This window comes from Centipeda noxia ATCC 43541 (assembly GCF_000160555.1).
Taxonomy (GTDB): domain Bacteria; phylum Bacillota; class Negativicutes; order Selenomonadales; family Selenomonadaceae; genus Centipeda; species Centipeda noxia.
This window is the reverse complement of the sequence record NZ_GG749280.1, coordinates 19,593-34,910: the sequence shown is the minus strand read 5'-3', so window position 1 is coordinate 34,910 and position 15,318 is coordinate 19,593. Positions and strand designations below refer to the sequence as shown.

Genomic DNA, 15,318 nt, shown 5'->3' with positions numbered 1-15,318 from the left:
ATCAGTGAGTATTTTTAAGAAAATATCAACGAAGTTCATTGGCATTACGCCGGAGGATGAGACAGAGGAGAACGAGGAGCAGAAGGGTGCTCCTGTTGCTGAGATCGGCGCACGTGCATCGCGCCCGCGCGAGACAGGTGCGAATCTCTCGGCATTTCCGGAGTTTTCGGTGCCTGCGGGAGCCGCAGGCGGTACGCCAATCGACAATGTCGTCGCAGCATATCGCATGAATGTCGTAGTGATCGAGCCGCAGACATTTGACGATGCGCAGCAGGTGGCTGTCAATCTGCAGAAGAAAAAGCCGGTTGTGCTCAACTTTGAAAAGACGGAGAAGAGCGTTGCGAACCGCATCATCGACTTCATCAGCGGAACGACGTATGCGCTCAACGGCGATATCAAAAAGATCAGCAACAATGTCATCCTCTGTGCGCCGAGCAATGTCAACGTCAGCTACTCCGAGGAGGAGCATCGCCTCGGGGATGATATGTCATGGCTGAACAGGTAAAACATTATGAGTGACGCAGTACAAATCGGCGTCATCGGCGGCGGAGCGATGGCTGAGGCAATAATCGCCGGGCTGACGGCGCAGGAAATGACTTCTCCGCCGCATATTCACGTATCGGAACACAAGGCTGCGCGATGTGATGTGCTGACAGCGGCCTATGGTGTGCATGCACAGGTCGGGGCAGAGGATTTTCTGCCCCATATTGCTGTACTCATCCTTGCGGTAAAACCCTCCGCAGCTGCGGAGGCGATGCAGGAGACGGCGCCTCTTCTGCATGAGGGGGCGCTCGTTCTTTCGATTGTGGCGGGACTTCCCATTGCGCAGATTGAGGCCGCATATCCGGGACATCCGGTTATCCGCGCGATGCCGAATACGCCGCTTGCCGTCGGCGCGGGCATGTCTGCATTTGCGTGCGGTATGCATGCGGGAGCGGAAGAGCGTGCGTACGCAGCGCGTATACTCGGCGCGTCGGGACGCATTGTTGAGGTGCGCGAGCATGATCTTGATGCCGTAACAGGGCTTTCCGGAAGCGGCCCTGCCTATGTGTTCCTTATGATCGAGGCACTTGCTGAGGGCGGTGTCGCCGCGGGACTCGGGCGAGAGACGGCGACGATGCTCGCGGCGCAGACGATGCTTGGCGCAGCACAGATGGCGCTCGCTGCGAAGAGCTCGCCTGCCGATCTGCGCGCGGCGGTGACAAGCCCCGCGGGAACCACTGCGGCAGGGCTGCGTATACTCGAACGAGAGGGCGTGCGCTCAGCGCTGATAGAGGCTGTGCTTGCAGCGGCGGAACGTTCAAGAGAACTTGGAAAGAACTGACGCACAGAAAAGGTCGGGCCTACCCTAAGGAGAAGATAATGGCATCGGAACAGAGGGAGCGGATTCTCCGCTTTTATCGGGGGAGCGAGGGAGAGGAGACGGCGATCCGTCTGCTCGATCTCGCTGAGAGCGTTATAAAGACGCGCAAGTTTCGCATCAGCCCTTTTCTCGATCCCTACGGCCAGGAAATTGCGGAGACTATTTGTGCCAACTATGAAGGCATACAGCTTGATTTCGACGGCGGATATGCAGGAGCAGAGCGTCAGCGTGCGATGCTGCGCCATGCGGATTTTGCAGGAACGCCTGACGGATTTGGGATCGTCTGCGTGGCGGCTGCATGGAACGGGCAGTTTGCACGTCTTTCGCATCGGGATGTACTCGGCGCGCTCATGGGTCTTGGGATTGAGCGTGAATCAATCGGAGATATTCTGCCGGGGGCGGATGCGGCAAAGATTCTCTGCGATGCAAAGATCTCGGACTTCATCGTGAATAATCTGACCATGATCGGTGCTGCCGGCGTCAAAGCAACGGTGGAGGATACGGCGGAGATTGCGCCGCGTGAGGAACGGACGAAAGAGATTCGTGCAACGGTTGCTTCCCTTCGCCTTGACGCCGTCGCTGCGGCGGGGTTCGGCGTCTCGCGCAGCCGTGCGGCGGATGATATTGCCGCGGATAAGGTGAAGCTTAACTGGCAGAGCGCGGGCAGTGCGTCCAAGACGATCAAGGAGGGGGATGTTCTCTCGATGCGCGGACGCGGGCGGGTTGAGGTAACCGAGGTGCGGGGACAGACAAAGAAGGGCCGCACAGTTGTCGTATTGAAGCGCTTCTTTTAGAAGCTGCCGGAGAACTTTGCAGCGGGCAGTGGAATGGACGGAACAGGAAGGATATTTGGAAGTGATGAGCGGACGCGTGAAAGCGGCATTTTTCTTTTTCGGCACGGTACTTCTTGATCAGCTCGTCAAATATTGTGTGGAGCTGACCATGCTGCCGGGTGAGAGTATTCCGATTGTCCCGCCATTTTTTCATATTACGTTTGTTCTCAATCCCGGAGCGGCGTTCGGTATCTTTGAGTACCAGCAATGGCTCTTTCTCGTTACGGCCGCAGTATTCTGTGCGGTCTTCCTTGCATTCTATGAGCGCCTGCGCCGCAGCGGGACGCTCATCCACTATGGAGCGGTTGCCCTTGCGGCAGGAGCCGTGAGCAATATGATCGACCGTGTGCGTACGGGGCATGTCGTCGACTTTTTCGACTTTCGCATCTGGCCCGTCTTTAATGTCGCAGACATCGCCATTGTCCTTGGGACAGCAGCCGTTCTCTGGGCATTTTTCGTGCAGAAGAAAGAGCTCCCCCGATGAGCGGGATATTCAGTGCAGACTGCGCGGGCGAACGGCTGGACGTTTTCCTCGTGCGCAAGATGCCCGATCTGTCGCGCAGCTATGCACAGCGGCTGATCGAAGAGAAGCGAGTTACTGTAGATGGAACGCCGCGCAAGGCGAACTATAAGCTGCGCGGCGGAGAGTGCGTCGCGTGCGATCTCCCCCCTGTGGAGGAGGTCTCCGTCCGTGCGGAGAACATCCCCCTTGATATTCTCTATGAGGACGCTGATATCATTGTCGTCAATAAGCCGCGCGGCATGGTTGTCCATCCTGCCGCAGGCATCTCCGGAGGGACTCTCGTCAATGCACTTCTCTATCACTGCCGGGACCTTTCAGGCATCAACGGTGCACTGCGTCCCGGTATTGTGCATCGTCTTGACAAGGATACTTCAGGCGTTATGGCGGCGGCCAAGAATGATGCGGCGCACCGCTCTCTTGCAGAGCAGATACAGAAAAAAGAAGCGCGCCGCGAGTATCGTGCGATTGTATACGGCAATATTGCGGAGCGTGCGGGCATTATCACAGGCGATATCGGTCGTCATCCGACCGACCGCAAGAGGATGGCAATTGTCCGGGAAAATGGAAAACACGCGACTACACATTTTGAGGTGCTGGAGCGTTTCGGCGGATATACTTTTGTTGCATGTCGCTTGGAGACGGGGCGTACGCATCAGATTCGCGTCCATATGACAAGCATCGGACATCCGCTCGTCGGGGATGCAAAGTACACGTCCAAGAAAAATCCCTTTGCAATTGCGGGACAGGCGCTGCACTCGCTGACACTTACTCTTGCGCATCCGCGCAGCGGCGAGGAGATGGCGTTTACGGCGCCGCTGCCCGCGGACATAGAGGAGATTCTGTGCGCACTGCGCAGCGGCAGATAAGGAGCTGATCGCATGACACAGTTCAGGGAAAAGGCCGTCCTCATGGATGATGACGGGATTCGGCGCGCGCTTATGCGCATTTCGCATGAGGTCGTCGAGAAAAACAAGGGCATGGAGAATCTTGTCCTGGTCGGCATCCGCACACGCGGTGTGACCATTGCGGCACGGATTGCAGCGGAGATCGAACGGATCGAAGGCCGTGAACTCCCGCGCGGCATACTCGATATCACACTCTATCGCGATGATCTCAACGAGCTTTCCTATCAGCCCATTGTACATCCGACAGAAATGCCGATTGATATCACGGGAAAGACGATTGTGCTCGTCGATGACGTACTCTATACCGGAAGAACGGTTCGCGCGGGAATAAATGCGCTTCTTGATATCGGGCGGCCGCGTATGATCCAGCTCGCCGTGCTCATTGACCGCGGGCACAGAGAACTTCCTATTCGCGCCGACTATGTCGGCAAGAATGTTCCCACTGCAGCGCATGAGGACGTCTCTGTGCTGCTCAGAGATACGGATGGGGAAGAGAAGGTCATTATTCGGGAACGCGCGTAATGCAATATAAGCAAAGAGGACTGCAGCGGGATTGAGCCGCCTGCAGTCCTCTTTTGTCTCTTGACGGAGGTTTTGCAATAGAGGTATAATAAAACTGGGACATTTGTACGGGAACGGCTGATTTGTTCGGCGGATTCTCCAAAGCAATCCTTTGAAAGACGGAGCAATCGTATGATTTTTTACGGTGAAAAGCAAAAATCCATGCTCGATGAGGAACAAACTGTGCCGGATGCAATCGATACAGACGACCTCGATTCGGACGGGGACGAATGTGACGAGACATCTGCAGAGAGCAGCATCTATGACGGGTACACGGATGAGGATCTGCTTGCGCGCATTCGCGCCTGCCAGGGCGATGATGCGCTGGACTATCTCATCAATAAGTATCGTAATTTCGTGCGCTCCAAAGCGCGTTCCTACTTTCTCATAGGCGCAGATCGCGAGGATATCGTGCAGGAGGGTATGATCGGCTTCTTTAAGGCAATTCGTGATTTTCGCGAGGACAAGCTCTCATCCTTCCGCGCGTTTGCCGAACTCTGCGTGACGCGGCAAATCATCACTGCGATCAAGACAGCGACGCGGCAGAAGCATATCCCGCTCAATTCCTATGTGTCGCTCAACAAACCCATCTACGATGAGGACTCCGACCGCACACTGCTCGACGTGCTCTCCGGCGCACGCATCAGCGATCCCGAGGAGCTTGTGATCAGCCGCGAGGAATTCGTCGATATTGAGCAGAAGATGGAGGAGATCCTCAGCGATCTCGAATGGCGTGTGCTCATGAGTTATCTCGACGGCAAGTCCTATCAGGAGATTGCGGTCGATCTGCACCGCCAGGTGAAATCCATCGACAATGCACTGCAGCGGGTCAAGCGCAAGCTGGAGAAATATATGGAATCACGCGGGGATGATCTCGATATCAGTACGGTCTATCGCGGCCTCACAACCATCAATCGCGGCACCCGCACGCCGGAAGAGTAGACGACCGCTGCCGTGCAGAGGAGATTTTATCATGTGGAAGAGGATTCAATGCGCTGTGCTCGCCTGTCTTATGTGCATGGCATCTGCCGCCGCTGCTGCTGCCAAGGGCACCGATGATGCGCCGAAGGCGATGGAGCAGCCGAAGCGCATAGAGCTCGTGCTCGTGATCGACAAGAGCGGGTCAATGCAGGGGCTTGAAAAGGATACGATCGGCGGATTTAACTCCATGATCGAAAAGCAGAAGAAGCTCGGCATCAATGTGCGCGTGACGGCAGTACTTTTTAACGACAAAACGGATCTTCTCTATGCGCGAAGGTATATTCAAAATGTCCGGCCGCTGACGGAGCGGGAGTACGAGACGGGCGGCACAACAGCATTGCTCGATGCAGTGGGCGGCACGATTCTGAAGATGGAGCGGTCGAAAGCGACGGAGTGCGGCAAGACGAAGGTGATCTTTGTCATCATCACGGACGGTCTTGAGAATGCGAGCACGAAATTCACCAAGCAGAAGGTGAAGGAGATGATCTCCGATAAACAGGAACAGGACGGGTGGGATTTTATCTATCTCGGCGCTAATATCGATGCTGCCGAAGAAGCGGGAGCGATCGGAGTGAAGAAGGCGAACGCTGTGACGTACCGAAACACAAAATCAGGGGTCCGCGCAAACTACGATGCCGTCAATACCTATGTTGAAGAGACGGCAGAGGGCGGCGGCACTATACCCGCTAAATGGAGAGCACATGTGGAAGAAGATACGTCGAAATAAGTGCATCAAATGATTGACAACTTAAGAATAATGATGTATTCTAATAAGCGTAGCATATTATATATAATTAAATTAATGAAAAACAGGTGCAGCACATTTGTGCGTGCTTAAAAGAGAAGCCGGATAAGCCGGCGCGGTCCCGCCACTGTGAGGGGAGCAAACCTGCAGGAAGCCACTGAGAGGATAGGCCTTTTGGGAAGGCGCAGGAGAGCGATGAACCGAGCCAGGAGAACTGCCTGTTTAATGATTGCCGTGTGTTTGGGCGCCGTTTGGCTGCCTGTCATCACATACCTGCGAGCGACAGGAAGGCGATGCATAGATCCTACGGACACTATGAGCTTTCTTGCTGTGGCAGGAAAGCTTTTATTTATCTATTTGGGAGGAATTCGGATGAAGAATTGGAAGAAAATGCTGGCTGCATCACTTGCATGCTCGGCGGTCCTGGGACTCTCATACAGCCCGGCAGAGGCGTCATATGAGCTCAATCCCGAAGTCAAGACAGCAACGCCGGCCCTCTTGGAGGCTTCGGAGATCGGTGTGCTGAAGTATGAGAATCCGCAGCTTCAGAATCTCGCGAACAAGGATGCCATCGTCGTGGCGAGCTTCGGCACGACGTTCAAGGAGACGCGTGAAAAGACGATTGAGGCGACCGTGCGTGACATTCAGGCGGCCCATCCGGGTGTGAAGGTTGTGACGGCATTTACCTCCCACATCATCATCGACCGCATCGAAAAGAATGAGGGCAAGAAGTATCCGACCCCCGAGGAGGCGCTGACACAACTCAAGGCAGACGGCTACTCGCGCATTGCACTGGTCTCGCTGGACGTCATTCCGGGAATGGAGTACTCCTATGTCAAGGCTGTGTTCAATGAGTATAAAGAACAGTTCAAGACGATGACCTGCGGGACATCTCTTATGTACTGGCAGGGGCAGGAAGAGCAGTCGGATGACGTTGTGGAGTTCATCAAGGCCGTCTCCAGCCAGTTCCCGAAGCTTGGCAAGGATGAGGCCCTTCTCCTCATGGCACACGGCACACCGCACGTTTCCAATGCTTACTATTCCGTGATTCAGGCGAAGCTTGATGCGCTCGGATATAAGAATGTCTACGTCTACACGGTTGAGGGGTGGCCGAGTCTCGAAGATGTCGTTCCGAAGCTCAACAATGCGAATGTCAAGACAGTGACGCTCATGCCGATTATGATGGTTGCGGGCGATCATGCACACAACGATATGGCGGGCAAAGATTCGGATTCGCACAAGAGTATTCTTGAGAGCAAGGGCTTTAAGGTGAATACCTATCTGCACGGTCTCGGCGAGAACAAGAATATTCGAGCTGCATTTGTAGAGCGCGCGAATGATGCGTGGGACGCTCTGCAGGGGAAAAAAGATGCGGATGCGGATCACCTTAAAATGATGAAATAAGGGAAACACATTCTCTCACATTGCTGTAAAGGGGTCTGCTGCGGAAGGAGTTGCTTCTGCGGCAGACCCTTTTCTTTATGGAATGACCCTGTTATAATAAATGGATGACAGAGGCGGCTGTGTATAGAATCGAGATTCCGCAAATGAAGGAGAGCATTGAAATGAAGATGGCAGTTGTCGGTACAGGTATGATCGCGCGGGAAGCGCTGACTGCACTGCGTCAGGCAGATGGGATCGAGGTCACTGTACTCTGTGCACGCCCGCACAGCCGAGATAAGGCATGCGCCATGGCCCGAGAGTTTGGCGTGCCGCAGGTGGCGACCGACTATGGCGCAATGCTGGCAGCGCATGAAGCGGATTTTGTCTATCTCGGCATTGTTAACAGTGCGCATTTTGACTATGCGCGGCAAGCGATTGCAGCGGGGTGGCATGTGATTGTGGAGAAGCCGTTTGCCTCAACGCTGGCGGAAACGGAGGAGCTGATTGCGCGTGCGCAGGCAGCCAAGCGATACGTGTTTGAGGCAGTCACGCCGCTCTTTCTCCCCAATTATCGGAGGATCATGGAGATGCTTCCGATGCTCGGACTCATTCGTCTTGTGCAGGCGAACTATTCCCAGTACTCCAGCCGCTATGACCGCTATTTGGACCGTGATGTCGCGCCGGTATTCGACCCGTCTCTCTCCGGCGGGGCTCTCTATGATCTGAACGTCTACAATCTCTCGCTGATCATCTCTCTGTTCGGCCGGCCGCAGTCGGCTTCCTATGCGGCAAACATCGGATTCAACGGAATTGATACCTCCGGGATACTGACGCTGCGCTATGACGGTTTTGTTGCTTCTGCGGCGGCGGCAAAGGACAGTATGAGCCCCTCTTTCTTTATGATTCAGGGGGAATCCGGCTGGATTCATGCAGAGGGAACCCCGAATGAACTCCGTTCATTCACGGTTGGTCTGCGCGGCAAAGAACCGCGGACGTATGCACTGAATCGATATGAACACCGTATGGTGCATGAGTTCGAAGCGATGCGGGACATTTTTGAACGCGGTGACTATGCGCGCGCAGAGGAGGGGCTGCACACGACACGAACAGTCATGGCAGTGATGGAGAAGGCACGCCTCATGGCGGGCATCCAATTTCGGGCGGATTGAGCTGCGATGGAATCTATGATGATCGAGATGGAGGCTCTCGTAAAAAAATTCCCCCATACGAATGAGGCGAAGAAAAAGGACTGGAAGACTGCTGTTGCAGGGATCAGCCTCTCTGTGCGGCGCGGGGAGGTGTTCGGTCTCCTTGGACCCAACGCCGCGGGAAAGACGACGATCATTCGGATGCTCACGATGCAGACGCAGCCGACAAGCGGACACATTCGCATCGGCGGACAGGATATCCGCACGGAGGCGCGCGCGGTTAAGGAGCGGATCGGTGTTGTGCCTCAGCATGTGAACTTTGATCAGGAACTCACGGTATGGGACAATATGGAGCTGCATGCGCGCCTGCATCATATGGCTCGTGCACAGCGTACGGCGCGCATCGAGGAGCTGCTCGCGGAGATGGCACTTACTGAGGTGCGCAACGATGGTGTGCGTCGTCTCTCGGGGGGCATGACGCGTCGGCTTTTGATTGTACGCGCACTGATTCATCATCCGCAGGTGCTCTTTCTCGATGAGCCGACGGTAGCGCTTGATCCGCAGATACGCCGGCACATCTGGTCGATTGTGCGCGAGATTGCTCGCAACGGCGTAACCGTGCTGTTGACAACACATTATATTGAGGAGGCAGAGGCGCTTTGTGATCGTGTTGCCATTATCAATAGGGGCAGCCTGATTGATGTGCAGACGCCGCATGCCTTTTGCGAGCAGCTGGGGGGCTATGCCGTGGAGTGGGACGAAGAGAGCGGACGCATGTACCGTTTCTTTCATACCGGTGAAGAAGCACGTGCCCATGCACGTACACTCGAGAACACGATGCAGCGCGTTTTACTGCGCCCGACGAATCTCGAGGACGTGTTCATCGAGCTGACGGGACGAAAGGAAGGGCTCTGATGCTGGGGGATATCTGGACGGTGTTCTGGCGCGATTGGGTTGTGCTGCGCCGGCGTCTGACGAAATATATTCTGAGCCGTATGGTCTCGCCGCTCATGTTCCTTGTCGCCTTTGGCTGGGGCCTCGGGCGCAGCATTGATGTCGGCGCCGGATCCTATCTTGACTTCCTTGTGCCGGGGCTGCTCGCCATGAATTCAATGAACATCAGCTTCAACAGCATTATCTCGGTGCATGCAGAGCGCATTTACCACCGGAGTCTCGAGGAGTATCTGATCGCGCCCATTCGTCCGGATGCTTTCGTCATCGGCAAGATTGCGGGAGCGGTTGTGCGCGGGATGATTTCATCCGCGATTATCATTATACTCAGTTATCTGTTCGGGGCGCATTTTTCCATTACGCCGCTCTTTCTCCTCGTGCTCGCGATGAACTGCATGATCTTTGCGGAGATCGGCTTTCTCGCGGCGATGTATATCTCCACCTATGAGGAGATGGGGCAGGTCAATCTCTACGTATTGCTGCCGATGTCATTCCTCTGCGGAACCTTCTTCTCGACGGCGGCGCTGCCGGATGTCGTGCGCTGGTTCGTGGAGATCCTGCCGCTGACGCACACGAGTCATCTCCTGCGCAGCCTTGGAACAGCGGGAACGTTCTCGATGTTTTCGTTCGGCATTGTCTTCGTGTATGCGGTGCTCGGGATTTTGGCAGGCACGTGGAAATTTCGCCGACTGACGGATTAAAAAGTAAGGATACGCATGCTCAGGCATATTTTTCATCACAGAGGAGCAGCCGAAGGCTGCGCACATTTTTGTTGTACCAAAATCGAAGACTTCAGCGTCTCGTTCGGGACGTTTGAAGTCTTTTCGCATGTCAATCTGCATATTCACTGTGGAGAGCTGACAGCCATCATCGGACCCAACGGCGCGGGCAAGAGTACGCTCCTGCGCGCGATTCTCGGAGAAATCCCCCATGCGGGCAGTCTGCGTTTTGTCGATGCGGGAGATCGACATACCGACCATCCGGTGATCGGTTATGTGCCGCAGTATCTGCGCCTGGATGTGAGCGCGCCGACGACGGTGATGGATCTCTTCATGGCGTGTTTGACTGTGCGTCCCGTGTGGCTGTTTTCTGCACGCCGCTATCGCAGGCGTGCCGCTGAGAACCTTGCGCGCGTACACGCGGAGCATCTGATGGACCGACGCCTCGGTGCGCTCTCAGGAGGTGAGCTTCAGCGTGTGCTGCTCGCGCTTGCGCTCGATCCCATGCCGAATCTTCTCCTGCTCGACGAGCCCGTCTCGGGGGTCGATCAGAACGGATTGTCGCTGTTCTATGAGATCGTTGCCGATCTGCGGGCAAAGGAGGATCTCGCGATCCTCCTCATCTCTCATGATCTCGGCATGGTTGCACGCCATGCGGACAAGGTTGTGTTGATGGACCGTGGGATTGCGGCGGAGGGGACGCCGGCCGAGGTCTTTGAGAGCCCTTTGATGGAGCGTATCTTCGGTATTCTGCCGGACCTTCGGCATCTGGATGCACAGGCAGCGGATACGGAGAAGGAGGAGCACGCATGGAACTGATCTACAGCGTGCTGGACACGCTTCTTCCGTTTTCGTGGATGGAATATGCGTTCATGAAAAATGCGCTTCTTGCGATTCTCCTCATGACGCCGCTTTTTGGACTGCTGAGCACGATGGTGGTTTCAAGCCGCATGGCGTTTTTCTCCGATTCTCTCGGACACGGCGCATTTACGGGAATCGCGATTGGTGCGATTGCCGGCATGTTCTCTCCGATCACGTCACTGGTTCTCTTTTCCGTCGTCTTTGCTCTCCTCATCACCTATATCAAGCATCGGACAGCGGCGTCGGCGGATACGGTCATCGGCGTGTTTTCCTCAACGGCGATTGCGGTCGGACTTATGATTATGAGCCGCGGCGGCGGGTTCTCAAAGTTCTCCCCGCTGCTGATCGGCGATGTACTGAGTATTACGCCCTCTGATCTCGCAGGACTCGCTGCGGTGGATGTCGTTGTCCTCATCGGCTGGATTCTGCTCTTTAATCGTCTGCTGCTGCTCTCGGTCAATTCCTCGCTGGCACGGAGCAGGGGCATTTTTATCTTTGCTGTTGAGGCGGCGTTTGCCGTTCTGCTTGCCGTGGTCGTCGCTGTGAGCATTCAGTGGGTCGGCATTCTCATCATCAATGCGCTCCTCGTTCTCCCAGGAGCGGCTGCGCGCAATCTTGCGCGCAGCGTGAAGGAGTATCATGTCATTTCGACGGTATTGGCACTCCTTTCCGGACTGATCGGACTATTTGCCGCATACTATCTCGGTATTGCCGCGGGTGCGGCGATCGTTGCGGCGGCGTCGCTGTTTTTCTTCCTGTCGCTTGCATTTCGTGCGCGCTTTCAGCGCTGACGGCTCTGTTCTTTTTCAGCGATTTATGCTAGAATAACAGAGAATATGGAGCATAGAAAGGAGGGCATTCCCATGAATATAGTCATCGGCAGTGACCACGGAGCGGTGGAGCTCAAAGAAGAGATCAAAATGGTGCTCCACGAGTTCAGTGATATCCGTGTAAAGGATGTCGGTACGTTCGGCAAGGAGGCAGTCGATTATCCCGATGTTGCACAGAAGGTATGTGCTGAAATCATCGCAGGAAAGGCAGACCGCGGCATCGCCCTCTGCGGGACGGGGATCGGCATCTCGATTGCTGCGAACAAGATTGATGGAATCCGTGCGGCACTTTGTACGGATGTCTACTCGGCGATTATGTCGCGGCGGCACAACGATGCAAATGTGCTCGCTATGGGCGGCCGCGTAACGGGGTTCGGCCCTGCGGGCGAGATTGTGCGCGCATGGATTCGGACGGAATTTGAGGGCGGACGCCATGCGCGCCGCATTGAGAAGACAATGGCGCTCGAAGAGCAAACGAATCATTGAGGAGAGCTTTGCATGAGTATTATGGATGCGTTGAATCAGGTCGATCCGAAGGCATACGAAGCGATTGAGCATGAGCTGCAGCGTCAGCGGACGAAGCTGGAACTCATCGCTTCGGAGAATATCGTCAGCCGTGCCGTTATGGAGGCGCAGGGCAGCGTTCTCACAAACAAATATGCAGAGGGTTATCCGGGCAAACGCTATTACGGCGGATGTGAGTACGTCGATGTTGTGGAGCAGCTGGCGATTGACCGCGCAAAGGAGCTCTTTGGCGCGAACTGGGCAAATGTGCAGCCGCATTCGGGCGCGCAGGCAAATATGGCGGTGTTCTTTGCGCTCCTGCAGCCGGGAGACACAATTCTCGGCATGAATCTGACGGATGGGGGACATCTGACGCACGGCAGTCCTGTTAATATTTCGGGCACCTATTATAAGGTCATTCCCTACGGCGTGGATCGGGAGACCGAGCGCATCGACTACGACGCACTGGAGAGACTTGCCAAGGAACACAAGCCGAAAATGATTATTGCAGGGGCCTCTGCTTACGCGCGCACGATAGATTTCGCACGTATCGGAACGATCGCAAAGGCAGCCGGCGCTCTCTTTATGGTGGATATGGCGCACATTGCCGGCCTCGTCGCTGCAGGTCAGCATCCGAGTCCTGTTCCATACGCGGATGTCGTCACCTCGACCACGCATAAGACGCTGCGCGGCCCGCGCGGAGGCATCATCCTCGGGCGTGATGAGGAGATTGGAAAGAAGATCAACAAAGCTGTTTTCCCCGGCATTCAGGGGGGCCCTCTGATGCATGTCATCGCTGCGAAGGCAGTCGCGCTCGGCGAGGCACTGCAGCCTTCGTTCAGGGAATACGGCGCCCAGGTTGTAAAGAATGCCGCTGCTCTCGCCGATGAGCTGATACGGCTCGGCTATCGTATCGTCTCCGGCGGGACGGACACGCACGTCATGCTTGTCGATCTTACGAACAAGGAAATCACCGGAAAAGACGCGCAGAATATCCTCGATGAGGTCAACATCACGGCGAACCGCAATACGATTCCGTTCGAGCCGCGCAGCCCCTTCATCACGAGCGGCATCCGTCTCGGATCGCCTGCGCTTACCACGCGCGGCTTCAACGAGGAGGATATGCGCGAAGTCGCACGCATCATCGCATATGTGCTTGATGCGCCGACGGATATGCCGCGCCGGGAAGAAGCCCGCCGCCGCGTCGCTGTGCTCTGCGATAACTATCCGCTCTACATGTAAAATGATTTTCTAGCAGAAAGGATGCCCCTCTCATGCCTGATATATTCCATCCGTCCGATGTCCCGAGTCTCCATCTGGTCAATCATCCGCTCATCCAGCATAAGCTGACGATTATGCGCATGAAGGAGACCGGGACGAAGGAGTTCCGCGAGCTTCTCTCGGAGATCTCCATGCTCATGGCATATGAGATCACGCGCGATTTCCCGCTGCGGGATGTGGAGATTGAGACGCCCGTTGCTCCCTGCTGCGGAAAGATGCTCGAGGGGAAGAAGCTCGGCATCGTTCCTATTCTGCGCGCGGGGCTTGGGATGCTCGACGGCATCCTGATGCTCGTTCCGGCCGCACGTGTGGGGCATATCGGGCTCTACCGCGATCCGGAGACACTTGCGCCGGTCGAATACTATGCAAAGCTTCCCAGCGGGGTGGAGGACCGCACACTCATCGTTCCTGACCCGATGCTCGCAACGGGCGGAAGCGCATCGGCTGCACTGGCGCTGCTCAAGGAAAAGGGAGCGAAGAACATCATCCTCATGTGTCTTGTGTCGGCGCCTGAGGGAGTCCGGCGTGTTGCTGCCGATCATCCGGATGTGCCGATCTACGTCGCGGCAGTGGACGAATGTCTTAATTCACATGGATACATCGTACCGGGGCTTGGCGATGCAGGCGACCGCATCTTTGGAACGCTGTAACGACTTATATTCGTACAAAAAAAAGACGGCTGCATAAGCAGTCGTCTTTTCGATTGCAAAAATATGGCGGAGAGGGTGGGATTCGAACCCACGGTGCGTTGCCGCATCACCGGTTTTCAAGACCGGCTCCTTAAACCACTCGGACACCTCTCCGTATTCAGCGGTATTCATTCTATCAAAAAGGCCCCTTTGCGTCAATAGGCCCATCTTTTTTGCAGAACGAGAACGATGCTGCCGAGCAGGAGCCCCGTGATCGAGGGAACAACCCATCCCATGCCGATCACGGAAAGAGGGAGCGCCTCTCCGATCGTGCGCAGGAGATGGATGCCGGGCAGCGCACTCTGAACGGACGGTGACAGAGCCTTTATGAAATCAAATGCTGCGGCGGTGCAGGTGCCGATCATTGTGCCGACAAAGAGCGGGCGATGATATCCGAGCACACCCTCCAGCAGGCAGAGAACGATCAGGACAATGGCCGCGGGATAGAGGAAGTAGAGTACAGGGAGAGCATATGCGATGATGTGGCTGAGTCCGACGTTTGACACGGCGAACGAGAAGAACGCGAAGAAAACGGCATATTTTTCATACGAGGGCGAGCGCGGGAAAAGTTCGGAGAATGTCGTGCTGCATGCGGTGACGAGCCCAATGGCGGTCTTAAGACAGGCGCAGGTGATCGTAATGCCGAGCAGAATGCCGCCGGATGCGCCGAAATAATGGGATGCGATGTGATAGAGGCTGTCGCCTCCATTCGCGTCAATGCCATAGACTGTGCGGCTTTGTGCACCGACATAGGTGAGTGCGAGATAGAGCAGAGCCATGAGTGCCGGCAGCATCGCTGCGCCTGCACGCTGACCCATGGCTGCAGGGAAGATCAGATTGCCTGCGCCGAAGACAAGTCCGAAGAGCATCGAGGCAACGAAGACATATTCCTTCTTTTTCAGCCGTCGTTTCATCTGCAAAATCTTTCCATAAAGTAATTAAATATTACAAAAGTTCAATGAACCGGTTATAGCAGGGGTGGAAGGAATTTGTCAAAGGGAGAAGAAGTTGCTATAATAGAATAATATCGTTGGTGCAGAA

The 15,318-nt window shown here is 55.5% G+C and carries 18 protein-coding genes, 1 tRNA gene and 1 riboswitch; of the genes, 17 read left to right on the top strand and 2 right to left on the bottom strand.

What is annotated here, in order from left to right; all coding sequences use genetic code 11:
* Positions 1 to 4: 4 nt before the first annotated feature.
* The 17 genes from HMPREF7545_RS04090 (at position 5) to upp (ending at position 14,238) form a co-directional block, all read left to right on the top strand.
* A complete protein-coding gene (locus tag HMPREF7545_RS04090; RefSeq protein WP_006694415.1) occupies positions 5 to 505 on the top strand; it encodes a cell division protein SepF in 501 nt (166 codons plus the stop codon).
* A 6-nt stretch (positions 506 to 511) separates the two neighbouring features.
* Positions 512 to 1,324, top strand: coding sequence for a pyrroline-5-carboxylate reductase (proC, locus tag HMPREF7545_RS04085; RefSeq protein WP_006694414.1), 813 nt, complete (start codon positions 512 to 514; stop codon positions 1,322 to 1,324).
* Between the two features lie 38 nt (positions 1,325 to 1,362).
* A complete protein-coding gene (locus HMPREF7545_RS04080; RefSeq protein WP_006694413.1) occupies positions 1,363 to 2,157 on the top strand; it encodes a YlmH family RNA-binding protein in 795 nt (264 codons plus the stop codon).
* Positions 2,158 to 2,221: 64 nt separating this feature from the next.
* Positions 2,222 to 2,680: a signal peptidase II gene (lspA, locus tag HMPREF7545_RS04075; protein ID WP_040571263.1), complete on the top strand. Its 459-nt coding sequence runs from the start codon at positions 2,222 to 2,224 to the stop codon at positions 2,678 to 2,680.
* Positions 2,677 to 3,585, top strand: coding sequence for an RluA family pseudouridine synthase (locus HMPREF7545_RS04070; RefSeq protein WP_006694411.1), 909 nt, complete (start codon positions 2,677 to 2,679; stop codon positions 3,583 to 3,585). The genes lspA and HMPREF7545_RS04070 overlap by 4 nt, the downstream gene beginning before the upstream one ends.
* Positions 3,586 to 3,597: 12 nt before the next feature.
* The gene (pyrR, locus tag HMPREF7545_RS04065) at positions 3,598 to 4,146 is read left to right on the top strand and encodes a bifunctional pyr operon transcriptional regulator/uracil phosphoribosyltransferase PyrR (protein WP_006694410.1); all 549 of its coding nucleotides are present in this window, start codon (positions 3,598 to 3,600) and stop codon (positions 4,144 to 4,146) included.
* 171 nt (positions 4,147 to 4,317) lie between these two features.
* Entirely contained in the window at positions 4,318 to 5,127 is an 810-nt protein-coding gene (gene sigH / locus HMPREF7545_RS04060; RefSeq protein WP_006694409.1) for an RNA polymerase sporulation sigma factor SigH, read from the top strand.
* Between the two features lie 31 nt (positions 5,128 to 5,158).
* Positions 5,159 to 5,893: a vWA domain-containing protein gene (locus tag HMPREF7545_RS04055; RefSeq protein ID WP_006694408.1), complete on the top strand. Its 735-nt coding sequence runs from the start codon at positions 5,159 to 5,161 to the stop codon at positions 5,891 to 5,893.
* A gap of 67 nt (positions 5,894 to 5,960) precedes the next feature.
* Positions 5,961 to 6,147: riboswitch (cobalamin riboswitch) on the top strand.
* Positions 6,148 to 6,283: 136 nt separating this feature from the next.
* Positions 6,284 to 7,315, top strand: coding sequence for a sirohydrochlorin cobaltochelatase (locus HMPREF7545_RS04050; RefSeq protein WP_040571206.1), 1,032 nt, complete (start codon positions 6,284 to 6,286; stop codon positions 7,313 to 7,315).
* Between the two features lie 161 nt (positions 7,316 to 7,476).
* A complete protein-coding gene (locus tag HMPREF7545_RS04045) occupies positions 7,477 to 8,463 on the top strand; it encodes a Gfo/Idh/MocA family protein (RefSeq protein WP_040571205.1) in 987 nt (328 codons plus the stop codon).
* A gap of 6 nt (positions 8,464 to 8,469) precedes the next feature.
* The gene (locus HMPREF7545_RS04040; protein WP_006694405.1) at positions 8,470 to 9,357 is read left to right on the top strand and encodes an ABC transporter ATP-binding protein; all 888 of its coding nucleotides are present in this window, start codon (positions 8,470 to 8,472) and stop codon (positions 9,355 to 9,357) included.
* Positions 9,357 to 10,094 (top strand): ABC transporter permease, encoded by a 738-nt coding sequence (locus HMPREF7545_RS04035; RefSeq protein ID WP_006694404.1) that lies wholly within the window; start codon positions 9,357 to 9,359, stop codon positions 10,092 to 10,094. Before HMPREF7545_RS04040 ends, HMPREF7545_RS04035 begins: the two co-directional genes overlap by 1 nt.
* 15 nt (positions 10,095 to 10,109) lie before the next feature.
* Entirely contained in the window at positions 10,110 to 10,931 is an 822-nt protein-coding gene (locus HMPREF7545_RS04030) for a metal ABC transporter ATP-binding protein (RefSeq protein ID WP_006694403.1), read from the top strand.
* A complete protein-coding gene (locus HMPREF7545_RS04025) occupies positions 10,922 to 11,764 on the top strand; it encodes a metal ABC transporter permease (protein ID WP_006694402.1) in 843 nt (280 codons plus the stop codon). The genes HMPREF7545_RS04030 and HMPREF7545_RS04025 overlap by 10 nt, the downstream gene beginning before the upstream one ends.
* Before the next feature lie 72 nt (positions 11,765 to 11,836).
* A complete protein-coding gene (rpiB, locus tag HMPREF7545_RS04020; RefSeq protein WP_006695628.1) occupies positions 11,837 to 12,289 on the top strand; it encodes a ribose 5-phosphate isomerase B in 453 nt (150 codons plus the stop codon).
* A gap of 12 nt (positions 12,290 to 12,301) precedes the next feature.
* Positions 12,302 to 13,549, top strand: a complete 1,248-nt coding sequence (glyA, locus tag HMPREF7545_RS04015; RefSeq protein ID WP_006694400.1) for a serine hydroxymethyltransferase — start codon at positions 12,302 to 12,304, stop codon at positions 13,547 to 13,549.
* 32 nt (positions 13,550 to 13,581) lie between these two features.
* Positions 13,582 to 14,238, top strand: a complete 657-nt coding sequence (gene upp, locus HMPREF7545_RS04010; protein WP_006694399.1) for a uracil phosphoribosyltransferase — start codon at positions 13,582 to 13,584, stop codon at positions 14,236 to 14,238.
* A gap of 64 nt (positions 14,239 to 14,302) precedes the next feature.
* Here the strand turns inward: upp and HMPREF7545_RS04005 are convergent.
* Together HMPREF7545_RS04005 and HMPREF7545_RS04000 are read right to left on the bottom strand one after the other, a co-directional pair.
* Positions 14,303 to 14,391: transfer RNA gene (locus tag HMPREF7545_RS04005), tRNA-Ser, on the bottom strand.
* 41 nt (positions 14,392 to 14,432) lie between these two features.
* Positions 14,433 to 15,191, bottom strand: a complete 759-nt coding sequence (locus tag HMPREF7545_RS04000; protein ID WP_006694398.1) for a branched-chain amino acid transport system II carrier protein — start codon at positions 15,189 to 15,191, stop codon at positions 14,433 to 14,435.
* Positions 15,192 to 15,318 lie beyond the last annotated feature (127 nt).